Below are 23,731 nucleotides of genomic sequence, written 5' to 3' on the forward strand. Positions count from 1 at the left end.
GCCTCACACGCTTGAGCCGTTGCCACCCGCGCCGCCGGGGGGCGGATTGGTGCCGCCGCCGCCCCCCCGGGCCGGATCGCGCAGCAGCTCTTCGAGGGCCTCATTGAGCGCCTTCGGATCCATAAAGAGAATCTTGGAGTTGGGGCTCTCGCTCAGGCGGTAGTTGCCATCCACATAGCGCTGAGCCACCAGGTATTGCAGGACTTCCCGGCTATTGCCGTGGTTTTCCAGGGCGCGGGCGATCAGGCGCAGCGCCTCGACGGTGCCCTCCGCCTCCGAAATGGCCGCCTGCTTTTTGCCCTCCGCTTCGAGGATGGCGGCCCGCTTTTCACTCACGGCGGCCCGCTCCTTTTCGAGGGAGTCGAGCACGGTTTTAGCCGGCTTAATGTCTTTGACCTCCACTCGCGTCACCTCCACGCCCCACTTGCGAGTGGAGACCGCCAGCTGGGCCAGCAGTTCGCGGTTAATCTCTGCCCGCGAGGCGTAGGTGGCTTCTAGCTCCATCTGACCGATCGAAGATCGGAGCATCGTCAGGGCCAAGTCCGCGATCGCCCGCTCGATGTCATCAACCTTGTAGTAGGCGCTTTCTAGATCGAGGATTTTCCAGAAAATCACCGCGTCCGCTTCCAGGGAAACGTTGTCTTTGGTGATGGCCTTCTGGGGCGGCACGTCCAGCACCTGCTCTCGGGTTGTCGCTTCCCACACAATCGTGTCCAAGATCGGCACGATGAAATTCAGCCCCGGTTTGAGGGTCCGCTTGTAGCGTCCCAAGCGCTCTACCAGGGCCTGGTAGCCTTCATTAATGATGGTGACTGAGCCGACGATGTAGCCGAGAATCAGCAGACAGAGAACAGCAATGTAAATCACAAATGCTCTCCTAGAAGGCGATCGCACCGCTTGGGGCCGCGCAAATTGGCCAGAGGAACCCCTCGCCGCAGAGCGCACGCCAAGCTGTACCCAGTCTAGTCCTGTCTCGCCTCCTTGATGGCACTTCTGGCCGAAAAGCTCGGCCAATCGCGCTTCATTGGGGCTTTTTAAGGGCCTTTTAGGGGCGATCGCCCAGAGAGGCCAGGTCGAGCCACTCCGTCAGGGTCGCCGACAGCTCCGTGCCCAGGCGCAGCGGCACTTCGGCCGTCGAGAGGGACTGGGCATAGGCCGGGGTCAAAAAGGGCTCATAGCGCTTCGCCTGAGACGTCTGCTGCTGCACAAAGGCAAGACTCAGACCCCGCACGCTCTGGCGCAGGGCCTCCATCTCGGGGCCGCGCCGCTCCTTGGCAAACAGGGGCGTCTGCAAAGCAGCGTTCGTCGGATCCCCCACGCTCAGGTGCGTCGCGCCCACCGCCACCAGCAAGTACTTGGGCTCGGGCAGCGCCTGGAAGGGCCGCAGCTGCTGGGTCAGGGCCGGGGTAAAGGCGTCATCGGTACTGGTCAGAATCAGGGTCGGCGTCGTCACGCGGCTGAGCCCCGTCTTTCCAAAAATCTGGCCGACGGAGGGGTTCAGGGCGATCGCCTGCTGCACGCGATCGTCTTGGAGGTCATACTCGCCATCCGGGAGCCGCGCCGCAATGCACTGCAGCAGCCCCGACAAATCTTGGCCGAGGGTGCCGCTCGTTTCTGCGCAGGTCTGCCGCAGCGCCCCCAAGTCCAGCTTCGCGCCCGCCAGGGCCAGGGCCGTGTAGCCACCGAAGGAATGGCCGATCACCGTTACCTGGTCGGTGTTGATCTTGTTTTGGAGGGCTCCGGCCTGGCGATTGATCGTTTCGAGCTGATCGAGCAGGAAGCTGACATCGCGGGGCCGCTCGATAAATTCTTGAGGGGCCATCAGTCCTTCGACCTGCCCCTGGAGCAAGCGCCCCAGAGAGGCGCCGTTGATGGCAGCGGCATTACTGCCGGGGTGCTCGAGGGCCGCCACCGTGAAGCCGTGGGAGGCGAGGTGCTGAGCCAAGTAGGCCAAAAAGGTTTTGTCAGAGCCGAGGCCGTGGGACATCACCACCAGGGGGCCCTGGGTTTCTTCGGCCCAGTACAGGTCGACCGGAATCGTGCGATCGCGCTCAGCATCCTGCAAGGTCAGGGTGCGCTGCTGAACAGATTGGGAGCCTGGAGACGCAGGGTCCAGATCAGAAGCAATGGGGGTGTCTTTCACCGTCAGCTCTTCTTTGAGGAGGGCACTGAGGGCCTGACTCTGCCAGTAGGGCACGTTGAATTCGCTCACAGCGGCGATCGCCGCGCTGACATCTACGGTGAGCGTGTCCTCGGGGTAGCTCTTGATCAGATCCAGGGCGCTGAGGCCGTCGGCCTGGCGCGCGGCCAGGGCGATCGCCACCTGAAGCTGCTCTGGCTGCAGTCCCGGCACCACCAGATCCAGCAGTCGCCGCAGTCGCCGGTCCGCTTCGGAGCCTTTGATCCCCGACAAAATCTTGTCGCCCAGCAGCGGATCGAGATTCAGGCGCTGATTGAGGGCCGTGCGCACTTCCCCAGTCAGAAAGGAGCTAAAGGGCTTGAGACTGGTCGGCACCTCGCCCGTCTTGGCAAAGCGCTCAAGGTCGGCCACCCGCACCACCTGCTGCAAAGGGCCAACCCGCACCACGATTTGCTCAGCTGCGGGGCTGGGAGTCATGGCGCCAGCCCCCAGGACCAGCAGGCCGCTGGCAACCCCTGCCAGCCCAAAACGATGAGTCCAGGCAACTTTTTTCTGAGCAGGCGATCGCCCGTCTCGCGGGTGGCGCTGTTTACCGGATATCGGCCCTAGCATCGGCTTTCTCCCCTCCTCTGAGCACGTGAGACCTGCTCTATGAAGCAATTTTAGAAGCGTTGTTCCCTGGGGTCAGAGAGCGGCCCAATCCGCAAATCACTGATCCCGATCACCCCTAATCATGAGCTTTATCAGCCTTTTGGGGGTATCGCCATCACGCCAAAGGCCCTTTGGTATCACCGGCTCGGCCCCCACTCCGTCACGGGAGAACGCCCACGCGTCGCCGATACTGAGTACATTCCAAACCTAATCTCGCCTTACTCACGCAAAAGCCAGGGTCTAGCTACCACACCGGAACCCTGGCTTTTGCCGAATCTCCAAGATGCCTCGGAGTCCATTTTTATGATCTCAGATCCCGATTCCTTCGTCTCCCTTTCTGCCTCAGAAGGTCCACCCACCATGACTTATTCCCCGGCGATCGCCCCTTACCTCGACAACTTCGACACCTTGGTTGTGATGCCTTGCGGCGGTGTCGTGGGGGAGGGCGCCGACGCGTCAGAGACGCCAGCGGCGATCGCGCCCAGGGCAAACACGGGTGTCGAAGCATCAGCCCCAGGCCCCGATCGCGCTCAAGCCTGCGATCGCGCCTTGGATCGGCTCCTGCGCTTCTCGACGATTTTGCTGTTTGGGGCAGCGACCCTCTATCTGGTTGTCAATGTTCAGCGGCTCATGGAGCCGCCGACGCAGCCCCAGCCGAGTCCAGCCCAGCCTCACTCGCCGATGATGTGAACCACCAGTTCCCGCGACTGACGGTGGCGACGATGCTCCCACAGGTACACGCCTTGCCAAGTCCCCAGCACCAAGCGTCCCTGAGCCACCGGGATCTGCTCTGACGTATGGGTCAAGGCCGTTCGAATATGGGCGGGCATGTCATCCGGTCCCTCGGTGCTGTGAACGTAGTGATTGCCCTCTGGGACCAGCTTGGCCAAAAAGTTTTCTAAGTCCACCAATACATCAGGGTCTGCATTTTCTTGAATAATCAAGCTCGCCGACGTGTGGCGCAGAAAGAGCGTGCACAGGCCCTGCTGAATCCCTGATTCAGCCACAACGGCCTCAATTTTTGAGGTGATTTTGACCAGAGACTGGCCGCTCGTGGACAGTCGAAGGCGCTGCTGATACTGTTTCATCCAAAATCTTTGCTTAGGAATCGGCGCGATCGCCCTCACGGGCTGTCGGCTCTGGGTCGGCGACCGCCGCAGAGGTTTCTGGGTCTGGGGCTGATTGGGGGGCAGATTCACTAGAGGCGATCGCCTCCGAGCCAGCGTCCTCCGCAGCCACTCCCTCCGCTTCAGAGAGATTTTCTGCCAACTCCTCTGAAGCTTCCGGCGCTTCCGGCTCCAGCGTCTCGGCTTCTTGCTCCAGCCACGGCGAATCAAAGTGGTTCCACGGCAGAATCGGATTATTGGGCAGATTCTTGGTCAGAACCGTAATATTCGCAGGGTCAGGCTCTGGCAAGCGCAACTCCTGGGTGGAATCAGACGAGTTTAGGTCATGAGATCTCATGCATTCAGCCTGCCCGAGACAGTTCTTGGCGGGTGGGCGCTTCCTGATGCACCCTGGCCGCTCGTAGCCCCGCAGGCGCTACAGAACGAAATAAGCGGCCAGAATGTGCAGCAAAATAACGACCGCAATCCCCCAAGTCGTATAGGCAGCATAGGCCAGGGACTGGGAAACATCATCAAGCCTCTGCTTGTTCGTATTATAGGTCTCCGCCAAATTGACCAGCATCTGTAGCTGGTAGTCCTGGGGGGAGAGGCGGAGGTACTTTTCCAGCAGGCGGCGATCCTCCAAGTTGGGGCTTACGGCCACTTGGCGCGGCAAAAAGGCGTTGATTAGCAGCGTAAAACTAATCGAAAATCCGACCGTTTCTGCCACGCTAAACAGACTCGGCTCGAAGACCAGTCGGGAAATGGTCAGGCTGGTCAGCAGGGCGCCGTTGGCCACGAACAGAATATTGAGCTTGGTGGTCAGGCTGTGCCCCTGATCCTTTTGTTCGGCCAGGACAAGGCGCACATCCTGGGCTGCCAGTTCGAGGGTGGTCAGGGAAAGTGCTTGAGAATCAGGCTCCGAGGCATCTGGAAGCGGATGAGGAGAGGTCATAGATCACCAAGGAAGGGGCGGGGGGGGAACCGTGGTGAGCCCTTGCCCAAGGCGCTCATCCGCAGAGTTGAGACAGCTTGGGAAGAATGGCGGCTCAAGGGAGGACGCATTCAGGAGAAAATGACGGGGAGGCTGTTTTAGCGAGGCCACGAACCTGCTTCTTGCCCTCGTCTGGACCTGCTTTCTTATTTATCGTCTAGATTTCGTCGCTGTGGTTGCACCGTCTTCTGAGCAAACTCTTTCGGCCATCGAGTCGCTGTTACAAAGCTTTGAACGGTTTGGGGTAGACCTGGGGCTCGATCGCATTGTGCGGCTGCTCGAGCGCCTGGGCAATCCCCATCACCGAGTGCCCATTGTGCACGTGGCGGGCACCAATGGTAAGGGTTCGGTGTGCGCCTATGTGTCCTCGGTCCTGGGGGCTGCGGGGTATCGGGTCGGGCGCTATACGTCGCCCCACTTGGTGCACTGGTGCGAGCGAATTTGTCTAGATGGTCAGGCGATCGCCCCGGAGGCGCTCTACGACGCGCTGTGCCAGGTGCAGGCGGCCATCGATCCAGCGAGCCCGACGCCGACGCAGTTTGAAGTGATTACGGCGGCGGCCTGGCTATTTTTTGCCGAGCAGGCTGTGGATGTGGCGGTGATCGAGGTGGGGCTGGGAGGCCGCCTGGACGCCACGAATGTGTGCGATCGCCCTCTCGTTAGCATTATTACACCGCTGAGCCTGGAGCACTGGCAGCGCCTAGGCCCCACCCTCAGCCACATTGCCTTCGAGAAGGCGGGCATTCTCAAGGCGGGGTGTCCAGGGGTGATCTCGCCCCAGGTGCCCGAGGCCCAGGCAGTCATCGAGGCCCAGGCCACCAAGGTCGGCGCGCCCTTGACCTGGGTGACACCGGCAGAGGCGATCGCGCCGGGTCGGGCTCGGCTGGGCGACCTGGAATATCCGCTGGCCCTGGCGGGCGATATGCAGCTCACCAACTCGGCCTTGGCGATCGCCGCCATCGAGCAGCTGCGTCAGCAGGGCTGGCAGATTTCGGCAGAGGCCCTGCAAAGAGGCATGGCGGCCACGCGCTGGCCCGGGCGCTTGCAGTGGATCCGGTGGCAGGGCCAGTCCCTGCTGATCGACGGTGCCCACAACGGGGCAGCGGCCCACGCCCTGCGCCACTACGTCGAGAGCCTGCCCCCGGTGCGCCAGGGCCGCCCCGTGACCTGGGTGATGGGGATGCTGTCGACCAAGGATCACAGCGAGATTTTTCGGGCGCTGCTGCGACCGGGCGATCGTCTGTATCTGGTGCCGGTGCCGGACCACAGCAGCGCCGACGTCGTGGACTTGGCGATTTTGGCCCAGGGCATCTGTCCGGCGATCGCCCACTGCCAGACCTTCACGGGCCTGATTGACGGCCTCACCGCCGCCACCAGCCACCGAGAAAGGCCCGACGATTTGCAGGTTTTGTGCGGTTCGCTCTATCTGATCGGCCACTTCCTGGGCGAGCACGCCGCCGACATTGCGGATCTCACGCCCCCCGCCTAGATCCGCCAAAAGCCCCGAGCGTCGGCTCGGGGCTTTTGAAATTTCCCAGTTGGGGGATTGAGGGTCAGGCTAGGTGCCCACCGTGGCAGCCTGAGCGTCCCACTCTTTGGCGGCATCGGCGATCGCCTGATCCACCGACTTTTGCTTCAGCATCGCCGACTGCAAGTTGCTGTACACGATCTTTTGCAGCTGCTTCATCCCTTTCATCGTCGGGATTAGAACTTCTGCGTCCTTGAGCTGGCTAGCGCTGACGATGCGGGCTTTCTCGACGGACGAGGCGTTGTCCGGAGCCGTCTTGAAATACGCGTCGTTCAGAGCGCCCTGGGTAGACGGCAGCACGTTAGCCGCCTTGGCAAAGCTGAGCTGGTGTTGGTCATTGGTCACAAAGAGGGCAAACTTCAGCGCTGCCTCCGGCTGGTCCGTGTCGCGCGGAATCACCAGGTTCATCACCGCCACATTTTTCTTGCCGGTCTCCCCGCTGATCTGGGGTGCGGAGGCGGAAACCTGGGCAATAGAAGGCGCATTCTTGGCGATCGCCCCCAAGAACTCCGCTCCGGACGCCAAGACCGCCGTCTCGCCCGACTGGTACAGCTCGATCGCCCGGCGATGGCCCTGGGTCAGCACTTCCTTGGGCAGCAGCCCCTGCTGATAGAGGTCCACCCAGTACTGGAAGGCCTGCTTGCCTTCGGGCGTATTAAAGGCGGCCTTGCCCTGGTCATCGACGAGCCGCACGCCCATCTGGACCAGAGACTCCAGCACTTCCCCCGAGTCCTCGGGCACAAAGGTGATGAAGAAAGCGTATTTGCCGGTTTTCTCCCGGACTTGCTTGGCGACATTGGCCAGCTCGGCGTAGGTCGCGGGCGGCTGCTCGATGCCTGCCTGCTTCAGAAGATCGGTGTTGTAAATGGTCACCCGGGTCGTCAGGTACCAGGGAATCGCGAAGCTTTTATTGTCGAGGGTGCTGGCCTGCCAAATCTTGGGCAAATACAGATCTCGATCGGCCTGGGACATTTTGTCATCGAGAATCATCCAGGCATTTTGGCCCGCCAGCTGGGACGCAAAGTTGGGATTGAGATTCACGACGTCTGGGGCCGTCTTGGCGGACACTGCCGTCAGGATTTTGCTCTCCATCGAGGCCCAAGGGACGTCAACCCACTTCACCTGGATGCCGGGGTTCTGGCTCTCAAATTCGGCAATCAGCTGATTGAAGTAGTCTTCGTAGCCAGCCTTGAGCTGCATGGTCCAGAACTCGACCGTCTGGGTGCCGCCTGCTGCTTGGGACGTGGGTCGTGGACTACTGCAGCTGACGATCCAGCTCAGGAGCAACCCCACCAGGGCAAAAATGCCAAACCGTTTCCAGCCTCTCATCACAATCCTATTCTTTGCTTGCGAAGGTTCGTGACATACTCCCGACGCCGACCGCTTAGGCGGTACGGCGTGGGCTTCTCCTCCGGGTTGCCCCAGATTCGCGTTTTATAGTGAGGCGAATGCCCAACCCCACTTTTTTGATAAGTATCCCAGAGTTAACATCACGCGGCATGGACGCACCACAATGAGGGCATTCATGCCAGCGGTCAGACAACTCTTTCGGTACTCGGTTCAGACAATTTGCACAATGCTGGGACGTGCCAGCGGGGTTGACTTTCACGACCAGCCGCCCAGCTTTTGCAGCTTTGTACGGAAGGATTTCGTTCAGGAACCCAGCTATCCCAGCATCAGCAAAACTTTTATTCAGCCCAGACTTGGCCGATTGACCGTTGGGCAGGAACGTTCCGTCCTCCCCCTGTTTCGGCTTATTGCGTCGGGACATATTGGAAATTTTCAGATCTTCAACCAAAATGACATCGGCCTTGTCGATTAGCTCTTGAGCCGTTTCAAAGTGCCACTGCTTACGCTGCCTCGCAATGCGTTGATGCAATTTAGCGATACGCTCATTCAGCTTACGGCGTGACTTAGAACCTTTCCCCCTGGCATCTCGCTTAGCCTGGAGCTTAACTAATTTGTCTTCAGATTGGCGGTAAAACTTGGGGGGCTGTTTCGTGGTGCCATCCGAGCAAGCGATGAAGTATTCCAGTCCAGCATCTACACCGATACTGTTTGCCTCAGTCGGCTCAACCTCAACCACTGGCTGCTCTGGCACAGACTTGTCTTCGAGGGTTAGGGTGACATACCAACCATCTGCTTTCTTCGTTACCAGGGCTCGCTTAATCACAAATCCTTCTGGCACAGGCCGATGTTGAATGAACTTAACTTCACCTAGTTTTGGCAGTGTGACTTGATTGCCCTGGATGCAATCTGGCTTGACCCGCTGGTAGGCAAAGGTGCGATAGCGATTCTTCCCCTTAAATCTAGGCTTACCGCTCCGTTTGCCGTTCTTGTCGCCTTTGATGAACCGAGCAAATGCGAGGTCTACCCGCTTCACCATGTCCTGCAAGACATCAGCATGAATGTCGGAGTACCATTCCCGCTCCTGCTTAAGCGAGACCAGGGAGCGTTTTTGACTGTAGTATTCGGGCTTTTTTCTGGGTTCGGCGATACTGCACACCAAAGGGCAGGCGTTAACAGGACACCGATTCATCTCCCACCAGTCAAAGCGATCTGCCAGCAGGTAGTTGTGTTGACAGCGCAACATATCGAGCCACTTATCCATGCGACATCGTTGCTCGTAGGTCGGCAATAGCTTGTACTGGTAGGCTAATTTCACGCCACAATTGTAGTAAATATAAATGCAATTGCTACCCATGAAACAAATAAGCCTTAGAATATCGGATGTTGAAAAGCAGCACTTAGACCGATATTGCAAACTCACGGAGCGCAATCAAACCGACGTTTTGCGCCAATACATTAGAAGTCTGGGCGTCGATGGGGCGTTGAACCCCATCGACGCCCCCGCTATTCCTCCCGACACCGACCCTTCGGGTACAGTGCGGGGCTCCTAGCGGTTAAGCTGACTTGCGCCGGTTGTGACCGGTTCCAGGGTCCAGCTCCAAGGCCCAAAGGCTTTCTTGGAGCTGGAGGAGTTTAGGCTGCCGGAGCGGCCTTTTGGGGGCGATCGCCCTTAGTGGACGATCGTGACGGACTTGATCTTGTCGCCGGGCCGAATCGCGTTGACCACATCCATGTCGTCAGTCTTACCGAAAACCGTGTGGACGCCGTCTAGGTGAGCCTGGGGCGAGTGGCAAATGAAGAACTGGCTGCCGCCGGTGTCGCGACCCGCGTGGGCCATGGACAGAGAGCCTGCAACGTGCTTGTTGGAGTTGATTTCGCACTTGATGGTGTAGCCGGGGCCGCCGCGACCGTCGCCGTTGGGGCAGCCGCCCTGGATCACAAAGTTGGGGATGACGCGGTGGAAGTTTAGGCCGTCGTAGAAGCCTTTTTCTGACAGATCGACAAAGTTTTTGACGGTGTTGGGGGCGTCCTGGTCAAACAGCTCCAGGTTGATGGTGCCCTTATCCGTTTCCATAATGGCGCGGGTCATGGTGTCTCCTCGGTGTGATGGGTTGGCGGCCAAAAATCTCTGAGCGGCCAACCTTGCCAATTAGAAATGTTTACAGCTTACAGAGCTTTCGGCAAAGTCCAGCGGTTTTAGGCGTCGGATGGGTGAACGGTGATGGCGGCAGCGGCGGTGCGGGCGCGATCGCGCGCTTCCTCGGGGGTCTCGCCGAGGGCGACGGCGACGCCCATGCGGCGGTTCTTGTGGCAGCGGGGCTTGCCGAACAGACGCAGCTTGGTGGTGGGGACGGCCAGAGCAGCCGAGATCCCTTCAAAGCGGGGCGCTTCGCCTTTTTCGGTGGCCAGGATGACGGCGGAGGCGCCGGGGCGAATCAGCTCGATGGTGCCGATGGGCAAACCGGCGATCGCCCGCACATGGAGCTCAAACTCTGACATATTCTGACTAATCAGGGTCACCATGCCCGTGTCGTGGGGGCGAGGGCTGACTTCGCTGAAGTACACGATGGCGTCTCCGTCCGGCTGATTTTGGATGAACAGCTCCACGCCAAAGATGCCCCAGCCCCCGAGGGCTTCCGTGATTTTGGCGGCGATCGCCTCGGACTGGCGGAGCGCCTCCGGCGACAGCGGGCAGGGCTGCCAAGACTCTCGGTAATCTCCGTCGACTTGAATGTGACCAATGGGCGGACAAAAATGGGTGCCTTCTCGCGATCGCACCGTCAGCAGCGTGATCTCCGTATCAAACTCAACAAAGCCTTCCACAATCACCCGCTGGCCCAGGCCTCGCGCCCCCGAGCGAGCATACTCCCACGCCGGGCCGATTTCGGCCTCCGATCGCACCAGGCTTTGCCCCTTGCCCGAGGAGCTCATCACCGGCTTCACCACGCAGGGCAGCCCCAGATGGGCGATCGCCTCCCGGTACTCCGCCTCCGTACTGGCAAAGCGATAGGGCGACGTTTTGAGACCGAGCTCCTCGGCGGCTAGGCGGCGAATGCCCTCGCGATTCATGGTCAGGCGCGTGGCCTTGGCCGTCGGCACCACGGCCCAGCCTTCTGCTTCGAGCTCCACGAGCATGTCGGTGGCGATCGCCTCCACCTCCGGCACGATCAGATCCGGCCGCACCCGCTCCACCAGCGATCGCAGGGCCGCCGGGTCCTGCATATTCAGCACCTCAGCCCGGTGGGCCACCTGCATCGCCGGCGCATTTTCGTAGACATCCGCCGCCACCACCTCCAGGCCCAGACGCATCGCCTCGATCGCCACCTCGCGGCCCAGCTCTCCCGACCCCAGCAGCAGCAGCCTCAGCGCATTGGTCGCCAGAGGCGTTCCCCAGCCCAGCCGCTCCGTCAAGCCCGATTGCCCAGAATTCATACGCAGGAAACCACCTGTATATTCACAACAGTCCCCAAGCAGGACCAGACCCAAGACATTATCAGAACTCCCCGTCCGCTTCTACAGCAGCAGCCCAGAGCTTTCTCTCGGTAAATTTTCTATTTTTTTGAAACCTATACCCAATTTCAACAATTGTGTGTAAGATTCTGCTGAATCCTTAGGACTCAAGGCAGCAAGAGGGGTACATCCCTTCAACGACAACCCAAGACTCAGTCTCTATCCTTAGGGCCAGCTCCCTTCCAAGTGCTCCAGCCTTGGTGTTTTGCAGTGGCCGCTTTAGCTTGGACGTTGCTGCCCAAGGCGATAGTAACTTCTATAAAATTTCGCGGCGATCGCAACAGCAAATCCCTGCCATCTGAAGGGAATTAAAGAGCTGAATGCACGCATTTTTTTAAGGTTGGTATCTTTTGCCCCAGAGTGGCGATTCTGAACTAAATTGGGTAGCATCACAAGCATCAATCACGTCCACCGGGATCTTGTCAATCCAAAAACCTCAGTTTTTTATTCTCAAAACGAGCGGATGCAGCCGTGGTTAACTCACTCAAAAATTTATTCTCCAAATCAAACAAAGGGATTGGCATCGAGCTGACGCCCGAGCGAATCAACATCGCACGGCTCCGCAAGCAAGGTCAGGGCTACAAGCTCGTTACCCTGACCTCCGTCGAAATGCCCGAGGGCGTTTTTCAGGAAGGACAAATCATCAACGCACCTGCGATCGCCGAGCTGCTCCAGAGCACCCTCGAAGAGAACAAAATCAAGGTGAGGAACGCAGCCACGGCGGTCCCTGGCCGAGAAGCCGTCACCCGCATCATCCCCGTCCCCGCAGAGCTAGACGATCGCGAACTGCGCGAGATGATTCTCAACCAGGAGGCCGGACTCTATCTCCCTTTTCCCCGCGAAGAAGCCGACGTTGACTACCAAAAACTTGGCTTCTTTGTGGATGAAGACGGCATCGAGAAAGTGCGCGTCCTGCTCGTCGCCACCCGCAAAGAAGTCACCGATATCTATCTCAATACCTTCCAAGAAGCTGGAATTCAGGTGGATGTGCTCGAAATCAGCAGTTTTTCGCTGATTCGGACCATTCGTGAGCAGCTTCGGCAGTTTGCGCCCCAAGAGGCCGTCGCCATCGTTGATATCGAGTTTGAAAATACAGAAATTTCCATTGTTGTAGACGGGGTGCCGCAGTTTTCGCGCACCGTTCCCATCGGAACCTACCAGATTCAGAGCGCCCTCAGCCGCGCCATGAACCTGCCGCCTTCTCGAAACACTGAGCTGCTTCAGGGGATGACGATTCCTGTCAATCCCATGGACAGCGTGGGCGGCAAAACAGCCGCTGGAAATCCCGGCACCGCGGCCATGCTGCGGGTTCTGGGCGAGCTAGCGGATGAGCTCCGGCGATCGATTGATTTTTATTTGAACCAGGACGAAAACTTGGAGGTGGCTCAGCTGCTGCTAGCGGGGCCTGGCGGTGGCATTGGGCAGATTGATGAGTTCTTTACGCAGCGTCTCAGCTTGCCGGCAAGTCAAATTGATCCGGTGGATGCGCTGTCTTTGGAGTACGAGGGGGAGCTAACCCCTATGCAACGCCCAGGGCTAGGAGTGGTGCTGGGATTGGGACTAAGGGAGGTCTGATTCATCCATGTACGGTTTAGACATTAACTTTTTGAATGACCGGCCAGAGTATCGGCCGGAGTCCAGTGCCCGCCCAGCCACGAAAGTGAGTCTCGGTCAGGGCAGCACGCCGTTGATTTTGGGGGCGATCGCCGGACTCCTGCTTCCAGGCATGGTCTTTGCTCTCCAGATGTTTCTGCAAGGCGAAAACACTCGCCTAAACGAAGAGAGCGCTCAGCTCGATGCCAGACTGGCCCAGATCCAGCAGCAAATCCAGCAGGTAGAGGCCGTTCAGGCACAAGCCCAGCAGGTAGCGGCAGAAGCAGACGCTTTTGCGCGAGTTTTCCAGGATATCAAGCCAGTTTCGGCGCTGCTCCAGGATATTCGCGATCGCACGCCTGCCGGGGTTCAGGTCCAAACCATTCAGAAGAGCGGCACCGGCGAGGAAGCCAAGATTACAATCTCGGGCTACGGGCGCTCGTTCAACGACGTCAACGACTTCTTGCTCCTGCTTCAGCAATCGCCATTCCTCGATAGCGACGGCGTTCTGCTAAACTCTGGCAACCTGCAAGACAATCCAACCCAAGTTGAGATTGGTCAAGGCAACCAGAATGCCAGCGCTCCTGGCATCACGGTCAAGCTCCCCCAAGTCGTGGGATACCAGATCGAAGCAAAACCCACCGCCAAGCCGGCCAATGAGATTCTGCGCGAACTCGAGCGCAAGGGAGCTGTGGGCTTAGTGACCCGCATCCGGACGCTGCAACAAAAAGGAGTCATCTAGACATGACGGTTAGTGGAGATTTCATACCCGAAGAGAATTTAGAAGGCGGTGGGAGTAATCCCGTCGTCTTTGGCATGGAAATCACGCCTAATGTGGGGGGTGTTCTCCTAGCGGTTTTGGGAGTTGGCGCAGCGGCCTATCTGTTTTTCAACCTTGTTCAACCCGCCTGGCAGGAGTATCAGCAGCTCAAAGCCAGCGTTGAAGAAAAGGAAATTCAGGTCGAGCAGCAGCAGGCCAATATCAAAAAAATCGAGGACGCCAACGCAGCTCTCGCCCAGGCTCAACAAGAAAAAGCCAGCGTGATGGCCATGTTTGGCGATGACTCGGCGATCGACACTTTGGCCCTAGACATCAATCGCCAAGTGGAGGCCAGCCGTGCAACCCTCAAAAACTTCTCGCCTGAGAGTGGGGGTAGCAAGGTGGTCACAGACCCTAGCTTTGGGGAAGGAGTCCAGGGCAAGCTCAAGGCTCTCAACGTGAACTTGCAGATGGAAGGCAGCTTTAACCAGCTCCAGTCCGTCATGCGAAACATTGAGCGGCTGCAGCCGGTGATTTTGACGCCTGAGTTTACGGCTCAGGTTGATCCAGCGACCCAGAAAATCGTTTTGAATTCTCAGGGTCGGGTCATCAGCCAGCCGGAGCCCAAGCTCAACACCACTTTGAACCTAAAGGTGTTGACGCCTCTGTCTCAGGAGGAGCTGGCTGAGCAAGCGGCAGCAGCGCAGCCCGCGCCTGCCCAGTAGATGCCTAAACTCGCGATCGCCCCTTGCAGGCGATCGCTTGTTGAGTGCAGGGCACTCTAGGGCACTTTGATAACGAGTGATTGAGTTCTGTTGATACAAGGGAGGAGTGAATTGTGAAGCTGCATCCCGTCTTTGGCGGATCGCTTATCGGTACAGCAGCGATTGTAGTTGCTGCGGCACAGCCCGTTTTGGCTGCGCCCACCCAGATTACAGGGGTCAAGCTGACCCCCAGCAACACTGGCGTAGAGGTTGCCCTAGAAACTCAAAGCGGCGATCGCCCCCAGGTTTTCACCGTTAGTCGCGGTAACACCTGGGTCGCCGACATGATCAATACCCAACTTCGGATTCCCGAAGGAACCACATTCCGGCGCGACAACCCCGCCGCAGGAATCGCCTACGTCGAGATCGTTCCTCTCGACACCAACAGTGTTCGCGTTGTGGTCGCTGGCGAGAATGGAACTCCAGCCGGACAAATTACCCGGCGCGACCCTCAAGGCTACACCTTTAGCGTCGCCCAATCAGGCGGCGACACCACAACCGCCCAGGCGCCACCCGAGCCAGCACCCAGCAGCGTAGAAGTCCCCGTGGCACCCGGCCCAGCAGCCCCCGGAATTCCCGATCCCGCCGCTGGACTGCCCACCGCTCCAGCCGCCAGTCTGCCGCCCAACAGCGTTGCTCCTCCCTTCTTGCCGCGAGCTGTCGCCCCCCCAGTCGGCGACATCGCCGTCTCCAACATCAACGTCAGCCCCAACGCCATTGACCTCGGCACCGCTGAGCGAGTCCCGCGCCTTTTGCTACGCGACGCTCCCGCTCGTGATGTGCTGTCTCTCTTGGCCCGCGTCGCCGGGATGAACGTTGCCTTTGCAGATGGCGGCGCTCCCGCAGCTGACGGCGCAGCACCAGCCGCTGCAGCTGGCGACGGAGGACCCACCGTCTCCCTCGACGTCGAAAACGAATCCGTCCAAGACGTCTTTAACTATGTCCTGCGGCTCACGGGCCTCGAGGCCAACCGGGTCGGACGCACCATCTTTGTGGGCACCAGCCTACCGCCGGGTGCTCGGGGCCTCGTCATGCGGACGCTGCGGCTCAATCAGCTCAAGGCCAGCATGCCCGAGAGCCAGACCGTCAGCACCCTGACCAGCAACACCACCATCGGCGGCAGCCAAGCTGGCAGCAGCAGCACCAGCCAAATCACGCGTACCGTCACCCAGCAGCGCAGCGTTCCGGTCAAAGGCGCTCTGCAAATTCTGGAAGACTACGGCGCCAACAATGCAGAAGGAGCGGCTTACAGCATCCTGCGCGGGTTGCAGGTTACAGCCGACGGCCGCACAAATTCCATTACCCTGCTAGGCCCTCCAGACCTGATTGAAGTTGCCACCGCCCACTTGACCCAGCTCGATGTTCGCAATCGTCAAGTCGCCGTCAACGTGAAAATCGTTGAAGTAGACCTCCTAAACGACGACAACATCGGCGCAAGCTTTTCCTTTGGCATCGGCGACAGCTTCTTCGGCGTGGACCAAGGCTCTCTGACCGCAGGCTACGGCGACTTCCGCCCCCCCAGCTCAGCCGAAGCGCGCAATAGCCTGACCGGACGACCCACGATCCAAAACCCCTTTGAGGACGCAACCACCTTCATCGATCCCAACACGGGCATCACCGTCGATGCGGGTGAAGGCTTCCGGGTGATTGACCAAGGGGCAGTGACCTCCAGCAGCCCACGCCAAACGACCTTCTTTGGCCGGACCGCTCCTCGGGATGACCCATTTACGGCTGGTATTACTGATATTGAGCGCGGGTCTTTTGATCAAACCAACATTACCCGCGACGCCCAAGGCAATATTACCGGCGCAACTTTCCAGCCTGGAACGATTCCGACAGCCGAGGCGGGCCTGCCTTCGCTCTTTACCTATCCACGGGATTTCTTGATTCAGCTGCGGGCGCAGGTCCTGTCAGATAACGCCAAGATCCTGACGGACCCGACGCTGATTGTGCAGGAGGGAAGCCAGGCCCAGGTGAACCTGACGCAGGAAGTGTTCACGGGGAACCGGCGAGAAATCACGTTCCCGGATCAAGGACCGCCGATTGAGACGATTGTGACGGAGGTCGGTGAGGCCGGCGTCATCCTGAATGTGGCGGTGGATCAGATCGACGACAACGGCTTTATTACGATGTCGGTGGCACCGGAGGTCAGCTCGCCTGGGGCTTCGGTGTCGGACTCTGATGGCAACTTGGTGCGTCAGCTGATCAACCGCCGCCGCCTGGAGACGGGTAATGTCCGTCTGCGGGATGGCCAAACGCTGATCTTGACGGGAATTATCCAGGAGCAGGACCGCAGTACGGTAACGAAGGTGCCGATTTTGGGCGATTTGCCGATTATTGGTTCGCTGTTCCGCCAGCGTCGGAGCCAGAAGGACCGCAGTGAGGTGGTGGTGCTGGTGACACCTCAGATCATTGATGATTCTTCGCGGGCAACGTTTGGCTACACGTATACGCCTGGCCCGGAGGCCCGAGATATTCTGCGTCGTGGGTCTCGCTAGACTCACAAATCGCAAATTGGACTAACTATTGAGAAAGGTTTGCCCTACCTGAATATCAACAGTTCTGCCCCTTTTCTTCACAGAAGAGGGGTTTTTTGTGGGGGACATCTTCCCTCAGGAGGTAGATAGACCTAAAAAAGTCCTGAGATCTACATATCTTAAAGGTTTCATCGATCCAGATTGGGCGAGGAACCCTTAGAATAAGGCATTGAAAATTCGAGTTTTCGGGAGTTTCAGCGATCGCTGATTGTTCCAGACTCGATGGGTCTCAAGTCTCAAGTGAGACTTAGGCTTTTCAAGATCTAGCTGTGATCAGGAGGTTTACATGAATAAAGGCGAACTGATTGATGAAGTAGCCGAGAAGGCAAGCGTCACTAAGAAGCAAGCCGATGCAGTTATTACGGCGGCTCTAGAGGCGATCGTTGAGGCGGTCTCGAAAGGGGACAAGGTAACGCTAGTGGGTTTTGGGTCGTTTGAGCGTCGCGAGCGCAAGGCGCGCGAGGGGCGCAATCCCAAGACGGGTGACAAGATGGATATCCCCGCAACCCAGGTTCCTGCTTTTTCTGCGGGCAAGCTGTTCAAGGAAAAGGTCGCACCCGACAACTAGTGACTTCTTCAAAGTGAGGCCAAGATTTGATTCGGCCTGTACATGGGGGGAACTTAGTCTGGGCCGCTCTGCTGGCAGGCTGTTCCCCTTCTTTAATTCTCGATTTTTCGGCGAGTATCAATCCGCTGGGGCCGCCTGCTTCGGCGATCGCAGCGATTCAGGGCGCTTTGGGCAGCCTGAGTGCCTACCCTGACCCAGCCTACGGCACGCTTCGAGAGGCGCTGGGTCGGTGGCATAGCCTACCGGCAAACTGGATTTTGCCGGGGAATGGGGCAGCGGAGCTGCTGACGCTGGCGGGGCGAGCCCTAGCGAGTTTGGAGAGCGTGGTGATGCTCACGCCAGCTTTTGGAGACTATGGTCGGGCACTGGCGGCGTTTGGTCGAGAGGCGATCGCCCTTCCCCTGGATCTCGCCAGCTTTGCTCAGCTCAGCACAACGGATTTTTCCCATTGGGTCCAAACCCAGCTGGCGCGCACGATTGAGAGTTGCGTTGGCTCGGCTGGCGCCTTGATTAATAACCCCCATAACCCCACGGGCTGTCTGCTGCGGCGCGAGGATTTGCTGCCCCTGCTCGATCGCTGTGAGCTGGTGGTGATCGATGAGGCCTTTATGGACTTTCTGGGGGCGGATCCGCCGGAGAGCCTGATTTCGCTGGTGCAGGCCCACGAAAATCTGGTCATCGTGCGATCGCTCACCAAGTTTTTTAGCTTGCCGGGGCTGCGTCTGGGCTACGCCATCGGCCATCCCGATCGCCTCACCCAGTGGCAAAAGTGGCGCGATCCGTGGCCGGTCAACACGCTGGCCGCTGCGGCCGCAGAAGCCGCCCTCCAGGACACAGCTTTTCAGCAGCAGACCTGGGACTGGCTGCCCCCAGCGCGGCAGCAGCTCACAGCAGGCATGGCGGTGCTGCCTGGGCTGACCGTTTATCCGGGCAGCGCTAATTTTTTGCTGGTCAAAACCGAAGCATCGGCGACCGCGCTACAGAAAGCTTTGCTGCAAAAGCACCGAGTCTTAGTTCGAGATTGCGTGAGTTTTCCGGAGCTGGGCGATCGCGCCTTTCGGGTCGCCGTGCGCACCTCCGAGGAAAATCAGCGCCTCCTGGAGAGCCTAGCCGACTGTCTGCTACCCTAGAGCATCAGCGCGATCGCGCTATGTCCACCTCTTTGTTTTAGACTCCTGCTATGGCGCTCCAGCCCGGCGATCTTGCGCCCGATTTTGCTCTATCCGATGCCGACGGTCGCGTCGTTCGCCTTAGCGATCTGCGTGGTCAGCGCGTCGTTCTCTACTTTTATCCCCGCGACAACACTCCCGGGTGCATCAAAGAAGCCTGCGGCTTTCGCGATCGCCACGCCGAATTTGTGGCAGCCAACGCCGTCGTTCTCGGCGTCAGTATGGACGACGCCAAGTCTCACACCAAATTCATAACCAAGCAGCAGCTGCCCTTTGCGCTGCTGTGCGACACCGACGCCGCCGTCGCCACGGCCTACGAAAGCTATGGCCTGAAAAAGTTCATGGGCAAAGAGTACATGGGCATCTTCCGCAATACCTTTGTCATCGGGCCAGACGGACGCATCGAGCAGATTTATCGCAAGGTCAAGCCTGAGCCCCACGCCCAGGAAGTCCTAGCCAGCCTCGCAGCATCCGAGACGCCCTGAAACGGGAAACGATCGAACAACGCCCCCTGATTCTCGGGCCTGCCAAAGTTGCGACAGTACATTTGGTAGCCGTTGTGAAAGGCAGGCGTATCTGAGATCTTGATTGCCAAATTCTGTTCTCAAGTGGTGGCTATCGTGCAAGCATTGCAACAGATGCGCCGGTTTGTTCAGACAGTGCTCGGCATTCTCTTCCGGCATCCAGTCACGGGCATCAGCATCATTCCACGGCTGCCAGACGGCCAGATCGTCATGATCCAGCGGCGAGACAATGGCCTGTGGGCCTTGCCGGGCGGCTTTGTGGACTGGGGTGAGAGCATCCCCACCACGGTGCGGCGGGAGCTGCTGGAGGAAACGGGTCTGGAGCTAGTCGAGATTCAGCGGCTAGTCGGGGTATACTCTTCGCCCGATCGCGACCCGCGCATTCACTCGATCTGTGTGGTAGTTGAGGCATCGGTTCGGGGGACGATCCGGCCTCAAGACACCCTGGAGGTGGGCAAGGTTCGGGCGTTCCAGCCCGATAATCTGCCGCCGCCGCCGCTGTCCCACGACAGCGAGCAACATCTGCAAGATTATTTCGCGGGCAGGACGGTGCTCGATTAGGGCCGTCTCGATTAGGACCATCCTGTGCTAGCAGCCGCTCAAGTCTTCAGAACGCTTCGGGCGCTTTCGGGAGCTCGCAGGGGTCTGCAAGCGTGCGGCGGCGAACTGGGCTGAAAGGGGCGATCGCCTTCCGGGATTTGGCGAATTTTCCCCAGAATTCAGTTCTGAGAGGAGCGCGGTGATGGTCTTTGGTAGAGTGGTTCAGAGCACCCTTTGCCGCAGAGCGTAGGAGTCCCAACGCTTGGTTTGGGAGTGCCGCCTGTAGGGTTTGATTGCGTCTAGGACTACTCCCCGCCCGCTATGTTCTCGTTTTGTTCTGTACTGTTTATTTCTGATGTCCCAGCGAGTCTTATGCCGAGACTCCAGGGCGCGATCGCCCCGGCTCGCTTGGCAGGACTGGCCCAATGACGCTACCGGTTCGCAACGCCCGCATCAAGCTTTCCCAGGGACAACTGTTTTGGCGTGAGGTTGGCCAAGGAACGGCCCTGGTCTTTTTGCACGGCAGCTGGCAAGACAGTAGCCAGTGGCTGCCGCTGATCGAAGTTTTGGGAAGCAACCATCACTGTTTTTGCCCCGACCTGCTGGGCTTTGGCGACTCCGAGTATCCCGAGGTCAATTACTCCATCGCCCTCGAAACGGAGTGTCTGGCCGAGTTTCTCGAGACGCTGCGGCTGCGCGAGGTCTTTTTGGTGGGCGATGGGCTGGGCGGCTGGGTCGCAGCAAACTACGCTCTGCGCCACCCTGAGCAGGTGCGAGGGCTGATTTTGGCGACGCCAGAAGGCATCGACCTGGAAGGGATGGGCGGTCGCTGGCGCTGGGAGCGCTGGCTCACCGGCAAGCCGCCGGTCGCGCTGTGGATCCTGCAAGCGCTGCGGCCCCTGAGCCGCTGGCTGGGCTGGAGCGATCGCATCGAAGGACTGCTCCAAAAGCGGCGGCAGCTGCGAGAATTTCCGACGGCCTGTCGGCTCCTGTTTGGGCGGCGCAGCGCCGAAATTCGGGCTGAGCAGCTCCAGGAGCGGCTGGAGTTTTTGCCGGTGCCGATGCTGGTCCTGCAAACGGAGCAGACGGCGGTGGCTGCGGCCCTGTGTCAGGGCTACGCCCAGCGATCGCCCCAGGGCAAGCTGCACGTGCTGGAAACGCCCAACGCTTTGACGGACGCGCCGGAGACGCTGGCCCAGCAGATTCGCGAGTTTGTGGCGGACTGTCTACGCTCTGCCTAGAACGGCGGCGGCCATTCCCCAAAAAATCCACTGGGGGTCATAGTGCAGGCGATCGCCCAGTGCTGGATCGGTCGCTTTGAGATAGCGATGGAGCGCAGCCCCGTCGCCGCCGGTGAGGGCCAGGGCGCTGGTGGGGTAGCGCTGGAGCCAGTCGCCCACAAAGTCCCGCACTCCCGCCACCACCGTGTAGACAATGCCGCTCTGAATGGCGGCCGCTGTCTGGGTCGCCCAGCGCGGCGGCAGCGCGTCTGGCAGCAGGGTGTGGGGCAGGGCCGCGGTTTGGTGGGCCAAACTGCGAAACTGGAGCCCCAGTCCAGGCAAAATCGCGCCCCCCGTCAGATGGCGATCGCCGTCTGCGCCGGTCAGGGTCAGGGCCGTTCCTGCGTCGATGACCAGCGCCGGAAACCCCAGGCGATCGCCCACGCCCACGAGGGCCAAGGCCCGATCAATGCCGAGAGTCGGGTAGCAGCCTTGCAGCAGCAGATCATTCAGGGTGATGGCGGCATATTCGGGGTAGTGACGCCACAGGTCCATTTGGGCGGGCACCACCGAAGCCGCCCGCAGGGGCAGTCCCGGCGGCAGCGCTAGGCCCTGGGGCAAAAAGTCTGGGGGAATTTGGCCAGCTGCCAAGATAGGAGCGATTGCTCCTAAGGAGGCCAGATCGCCATGGGGTGTATCCCAAGTGCGCTGGAGAGCGCTAGCCTGAAAGAGCGCCCAGTGCAAACGAGAATTGCCCATCATCAGCGCGAGCCACGCGCAGACATCCGGGCGATCGCTGTTGGCTAAATTTCCATTAGCATTAGCTCTGCTTAACATAAATATAATCTATCTCAATAGGTATTCTTACCAGTTTATAATGGGTGATAGAAATCTTTACGCAATTCTCAGCGAAGCGTAGGCGTCAAACAATAGGAGGCAAGGCATGGTGGCACTGACCGACGCGACTCAGCGTCGCCTGACGATCCAGGTGGCTGATATTGCTCCCCAGACCCGGACGATTCGGTCCCTGGACTGGGACCGCGATCGCTTCGACATTGAGTTTGGCCTCCAGAACGGCACCACCTACAACTCCTATCTGATCGAGAGCGACAAGGTCGCCCTGATCGACACCTCCCACGCCAAGTTTCGCGAGCTGTACCTCGAGACTCTCCAGGGGCTGATTGACCCGGCCAAGATTGACTACTTGGTGATCAGCCACACCGAGCCGGACCACAGCGGCCTGGTGCGAGACGTGCTGGAGCTGGCCCCCAACGCCACCGTCGTCGGCTCCAAGGTGGCCATTCAGTTCCTCGAAGATTTGGTCCACCGCCCCTTTGAGCGGCAGATCGTCAAAAACGGCGATCGCATCGATTTGGGCCAGGGCCACGAGCTGGAATTTGTGATCGCGCCCAATCTCCACTGGCCGGACACCGCCTTCACCTACGACCACGGCACCCAGACCCTCTTCACCTGCGATGCCTTTGGTCTGCACTATTGCAGCGAGGCGACCTTTGACGAAGATCTGGCCAGCATCGAGCCGGACTATCGCTTTTACTATGAGTGCCTGATGGCGCCCAATGCCCGCTCGGTCCTCTCGGCCCTCAAGCGGATGGACCCCCTCGGCCCGATCCAGACCATCGCCAACGGCCACGGCCCCATCCTGCACCACAACGTCGAGGAGCTGGTGGGTCGCTATCGCACCTGGAGCCAGGCCAAGGCGAAAGCCGAAACGCAGGTGGCGGTGTTCTATGTGTCGGACTACGGCTACAGCGATCGCCTTACCCAGGCGATCGCCCGCGGCATCACCAAAACCGATGTCGCCGTAGAAATGATGGATCTCAAGTCAGCAGACCCCCAGGAAGTCCAAGAGCTGGTGGGCCGCTCGGCTGGCTTGGTGATCAGCCTGCCCCCCGTTGCCAGCGCCCAAACCCAGACGTCGCAGGCCTCTTTGAGCACCATTTTGGCGGCGGCTCACAGCAAGCAGTCCTTTGGCCTGGTGGAGTCCTACGGCGGCGACGATGAGCCCATCGATCCGCTGGTCAACCAGCTGCGCGACCTGGGCCTCACCGAGGCATTTCCGGCCATCCGGATCAAGGAAACGCCCCAGGAGTCGATTTATCAGCGCTGCGAAGAGTCCGGGACCGACTTGGGCCAGTTCCTCAACCGCGATCGCAGCATTCAGCAGATGAAGTCGCTGGATGCCGACCTCGACAAGGCCCTCGGACGCCTCAGCGGCGGTCTCTACATCATCACCGCGCGCAAGGGCGGCCTGAGCAGCGCCATGCTGGCCTCTTGGGTTTCCCAGGCGAGCTTCAAGCCTTTGGGCTTCACGATCGCTGTAGCCAAGGACCGAGCCATCGAGTCGCTGATGCAGGTGGGCGATCGCTTTGTGCTGAACGTCCTGGAGGAGGGCAAGCACCTGGGCCTGATGAAGCATTTCCTCAAGCGGTTCCCGCCGGGGGCCGATCGCTTTGCGGGCGTGAAGACCCAAACCGCTGACAATGGCTCGCCTATTTTGACCGATGCCCTGGCCTATCTGGAGTGTGAAGTCGCCAGCCGAATGGAGTGCAGCGACCACTGGCTGGTCTACAGCACGGTGCAGGCAGGCCGGGTTTCCAACCCGGAGGGCGTGACGGCAATTCACCACCGCAAAGTGGGCAACCACTACTAGTTCTGCCCAGGCCCAAGGGCGGTGATTTCTAGAGGCGATCGCCCGGTTATTCGAAGCGATCGCCTGCCTCCGCCCGACGGCAAGCTTTATTGCTCCTAGACTTTCG

Annotated in this window: 22 protein-coding genes; 12 read left to right on the forward strand and 10 right to left on the reverse strand. The window is 59.5% G+C overall.

What is annotated here, in order from left to right:
• Positions 1-3: 3 nt before the first annotated feature.
• A complete protein-coding gene (locus GEI7407_RS14525; protein WP_015172955.1) occupies positions 4-867 on the reverse strand; it encodes an SPFH domain-containing protein in 864 nt (287 codons plus the stop codon).
• Positions 868-1,045: 178 nt separating this feature from the next.
• Entirely contained in the window at positions 1,046-2,752 is a 1,707-nt protein-coding gene (locus GEI7407_RS14530) for an alpha/beta hydrolase (RefSeq protein WP_015172956.1), read from the reverse strand.
• A gap of 399 nt (positions 2,753-3,151) precedes the next feature.
• On the opposite strand from GEI7407_RS14530, the gene GEI7407_RS14535 reads away from it, so the two are divergent.
• On the forward strand, positions 3,152-3,481 hold the full coding sequence (locus GEI7407_RS14535) for a hypothetical protein (RefSeq protein WP_015172957.1): 330 nt from the start codon (positions 3,152-3,154) through the stop codon (positions 3,479-3,481).
• Here GEI7407_RS14535 and GEI7407_RS14540 read toward each other — a convergent pair.
• The 3 genes from GEI7407_RS14540 to GEI7407_RS14550 form a co-directional block, all read right to left on the reverse strand.
• The gene (locus GEI7407_RS14540; RefSeq protein WP_015172958.1) at positions 3,463-3,879 is read right to left on the reverse strand and encodes a secondary thiamine-phosphate synthase enzyme YjbQ; all 417 of its coding nucleotides are present in this window, start codon (positions 3,877-3,879) and stop codon (positions 3,463-3,465) included. The two genes, GEI7407_RS14535 and GEI7407_RS14540, sit on opposite strands and share 19 nt — an antisense overlap.
• A 13-nt stretch (positions 3,880-3,892) precedes the next feature.
• Positions 3,893-4,207 (reverse strand): hypothetical protein, encoded by a 315-nt coding sequence (locus GEI7407_RS14545; RefSeq protein ID WP_150109802.1) that lies wholly within the window; start codon positions 4,205-4,207, stop codon positions 3,893-3,895.
• A gap of 126 nt (positions 4,208-4,333) precedes the next feature.
• Positions 4,334-4,852: a hypothetical protein gene (locus tag GEI7407_RS14550; RefSeq protein WP_015172960.1), complete on the reverse strand. Its 519-nt coding sequence runs from the start codon at positions 4,850-4,852 to the stop codon at positions 4,334-4,336.
• A 211-nt stretch (positions 4,853-5,063) separates the two neighbouring features.
• Between GEI7407_RS14550 and GEI7407_RS14555 the strand changes: the two genes are divergently transcribed.
• Positions 5,064-6,380 carry a folylpolyglutamate synthase/dihydrofolate synthase family protein gene (locus GEI7407_RS14555; RefSeq protein WP_015172961.1) on the forward strand — a complete coding sequence of 439 codons (1,317 nt, stop codon included), beginning with the start codon at positions 5,064-5,066 and terminating at the stop codon, positions 6,378-6,380.
• A gap of 69 nt (positions 6,381-6,449) precedes the next feature.
• On the opposite strand, the gene GEI7407_RS14560 is transcribed toward GEI7407_RS14555, so the two are convergent.
• The 4 genes from GEI7407_RS14560 to purT all read right to left on the reverse strand — a co-directional run bounded on the left by GEI7407_RS14560 (position 6,450) and on the right by purT (position 11,201).
• Complete coding sequence (locus tag GEI7407_RS14560; RefSeq protein ID WP_015172962.1) at positions 6,450-7,748, reverse strand: sugar ABC transporter substrate-binding protein; 1,299 nt, start codon at positions 7,746-7,748, stop codon at positions 6,450-6,452.
• Between the two features lie 55 nt (positions 7,749-7,803).
• Positions 7,804-9,030, reverse strand: a complete 1,227-nt coding sequence (locus GEI7407_RS14565) for a transposase (protein WP_315863826.1) — start codon at positions 9,028-9,030, stop codon at positions 7,804-7,806.
• 408 nt (positions 9,031-9,438) lie between these two features.
• A complete protein-coding gene (locus GEI7407_RS14570) occupies positions 9,439-9,858 on the reverse strand; it encodes a peptidylprolyl isomerase (RefSeq protein ID WP_015172964.1) in 420 nt (139 codons plus the stop codon).
• 107 nt (positions 9,859-9,965) lie between these two features.
• Positions 9,966-11,201: a formate-dependent phosphoribosylglycinamide formyltransferase gene (gene purT, locus GEI7407_RS14575; protein ID WP_015172965.1), complete on the reverse strand. Its 1,236-nt coding sequence runs from the start codon at positions 11,199-11,201 to the stop codon at positions 9,966-9,968.
• 549 nt (positions 11,202-11,750) lie between these two features.
• Between purT and pilM the strand changes: the two genes are divergently transcribed.
• From pilM to GEI7407_RS14620, 9 genes are all read left to right on the forward strand, one after another.
• Positions 11,751-12,854, forward strand: a complete 1,104-nt coding sequence (pilM, locus tag GEI7407_RS14580; RefSeq protein WP_015172966.1) for a type IV pilus assembly protein PilM — start codon at positions 11,751-11,753, stop codon at positions 12,852-12,854.
• A gap of 7 nt (positions 12,855-12,861) precedes the next feature.
• Positions 12,862-13,614, forward strand: a complete 753-nt coding sequence (locus tag GEI7407_RS14585) for a PilN domain-containing protein (RefSeq protein WP_015172967.1) — start codon at positions 12,862-12,864, stop codon at positions 13,612-13,614.
• 2 nt (positions 13,615-13,616) lie between these two features.
• Positions 13,617-14,357: a hypothetical protein gene (locus GEI7407_RS14590; protein ID WP_015172968.1), complete on the forward strand. Its 741-nt coding sequence runs from the start codon at positions 13,617-13,619 to the stop codon at positions 14,355-14,357.
• Positions 14,358-14,470: 113 nt separating this feature from the next.
• The gene (locus GEI7407_RS14595; protein WP_015172969.1) at positions 14,471-16,894 is read left to right on the forward strand and encodes a type IV pilus secretin family protein; all 2,424 of its coding nucleotides are present in this window, start codon (positions 14,471-14,473) and stop codon (positions 16,892-16,894) included.
• Between the two features lie 325 nt (positions 16,895-17,219).
• A complete protein-coding gene (locus GEI7407_RS14600; RefSeq protein ID WP_015172970.1) occupies positions 17,220-17,501 on the forward strand; it encodes an HU family DNA-binding protein in 282 nt (93 codons plus the stop codon).
• Between the two features lie 26 nt (positions 17,502-17,527).
• Positions 17,528-18,631: a threonine-phosphate decarboxylase CobD gene (gene cobD / locus GEI7407_RS14605; RefSeq protein ID WP_015172971.1), complete on the forward strand. Its 1,104-nt coding sequence runs from the start codon at positions 17,528-17,530 to the stop codon at positions 18,629-18,631.
• A gap of 50 nt (positions 18,632-18,681) precedes the next feature.
• Entirely contained in the window at positions 18,682-19,155 is a 474-nt protein-coding gene (gene bcp / locus GEI7407_RS14610) for a thioredoxin-dependent thiol peroxidase (RefSeq protein WP_015172972.1), read from the forward strand.
• Positions 19,156-19,308: 153 nt separating this feature from the next.
• Positions 19,309-19,755, forward strand: a complete 447-nt coding sequence (locus GEI7407_RS14615; protein ID WP_015172973.1) for an NUDIX hydrolase — start codon at positions 19,309-19,311, stop codon at positions 19,753-19,755.
• Between the two features lie 404 nt (positions 19,756-20,159).
• Complete coding sequence (locus GEI7407_RS14620) at positions 20,160-20,975, forward strand: alpha/beta fold hydrolase (RefSeq protein ID WP_015172974.1); 816 nt, start codon at positions 20,160-20,162, stop codon at positions 20,973-20,975.
• Here GEI7407_RS14620 and GEI7407_RS14625 read toward each other — a convergent pair.
• Positions 20,961-21,791 (reverse strand): pantothenate kinase, encoded by an 831-nt coding sequence (locus GEI7407_RS14625; protein ID WP_015172975.1) that lies wholly within the window; start codon positions 21,789-21,791, stop codon positions 20,961-20,963. The genes GEI7407_RS14620 and GEI7407_RS14625 overlap by 15 nt on opposite strands.
• 106 nt (positions 21,792-21,897) lie before the next feature.
• Between GEI7407_RS14625 and GEI7407_RS14630 the strand changes: the two genes are divergently transcribed.
• The gene (locus GEI7407_RS14630) at positions 21,898-23,625 is read left to right on the forward strand and encodes a diflavin flavoprotein (RefSeq protein ID WP_015172976.1); all 1,728 of its coding nucleotides are present in this window, start codon (positions 21,898-21,900) and stop codon (positions 23,623-23,625) included.
• Positions 23,626-23,731: the final 106 nt, after the last annotated feature.

Source organism: Geitlerinema sp. PCC 7407 (assembly GCF_000317045.1).
Taxonomy (GTDB): domain Bacteria; phylum Cyanobacteriota; class Cyanobacteriia; order PCC-7407; family PCC-7407; genus PCC-7407.

Coding starts and splice junctions, on each gene's coding strand:
- GEI7407_RS14530 (WP_015172956.1), bottom strand. CDS start 2,752: ATGCTAGGGCCGATATCCGGTAAACAGCGCCACCCGCGAGACGGGCGA.
- GEI7407_RS14535 (WP_015172957.1), top strand. CDS start 3,152: ATGACTTATTCCCCGGCGATCGCCCCTTACCTCGACAACTTCGACACC.
- GEI7407_RS14540 (WP_015172958.1), bottom strand. CDS start 3,879: ATGAAACAGTATCAGCAGCGCCTTCGACTGTCCACGAGCGGCCAGTCT.
- GEI7407_RS14550 (WP_015172960.1), bottom strand. CDS start 4,852: ATGACCTCTCCTCATCCGCTTCCAGATGCCTCGGAGCCTGATTCTCAA.
- GEI7407_RS14560 (WP_015172962.1), bottom strand. CDS start 7,748: ATGAGAGGCTGGAAACGGTTTGGCATTTTTGCCCTGGTGGGGTTGCTC.
- GEI7407_RS14565 (WP_315863826.1), bottom strand. CDS start 9,030: ATGGATAAGTGGCTCGATATGTTGCGCTGTCAACACAACTACCTGCTG.
- GEI7407_RS14570 (WP_015172964.1), bottom strand. CDS start 9,858: ATGACCCGCGCCATTATGGAAACGGATAAGGGCACCATCAACCTGGAG.
- purT (WP_015172965.1), bottom strand. CDS start 11,201: ATGAATTCTGGGCAATCGGGCTTGACGGAGCGGCTGGGCTGGGGAACG.
- GEI7407_RS14585 (WP_015172967.1), top strand. CDS start 12,862: ATGTACGGTTTAGACATTAACTTTTTGAATGACCGGCCAGAGTATCGG.
- GEI7407_RS14590 (WP_015172968.1), top strand. CDS start 13,617: ATGACGGTTAGTGGAGATTTCATACCCGAAGAGAATTTAGAAGGCGGT.
- GEI7407_RS14600 (WP_015172970.1), top strand. CDS start 17,220: ATGAATAAAGGCGAACTGATTGATGAAGTAGCCGAGAAGGCAAGCGTC.
- bcp (WP_015172972.1), top strand. CDS start 18,682: ATGGCGCTCCAGCCCGGCGATCTTGCGCCCGATTTTGCTCTATCCGAT.
- GEI7407_RS14615 (WP_015172973.1), top strand. CDS start 19,309: ATGCGCCGGTTTGTTCAGACAGTGCTCGGCATTCTCTTCCGGCATCCA.
- GEI7407_RS14620 (WP_015172974.1), top strand. CDS start 20,160: ATGACGCTACCGGTTCGCAACGCCCGCATCAAGCTTTCCCAGGGACAA.
- GEI7407_RS14625 (WP_015172975.1), bottom strand. CDS start 21,791: ATGTTAAGCAGAGCTAATGCTAATGGAAATTTAGCCAACAGCGATCGC.
- GEI7407_RS14630 (WP_015172976.1), top strand. CDS start 21,898: ATGGTGGCACTGACCGACGCGACTCAGCGTCGCCTGACGATCCAGGTG.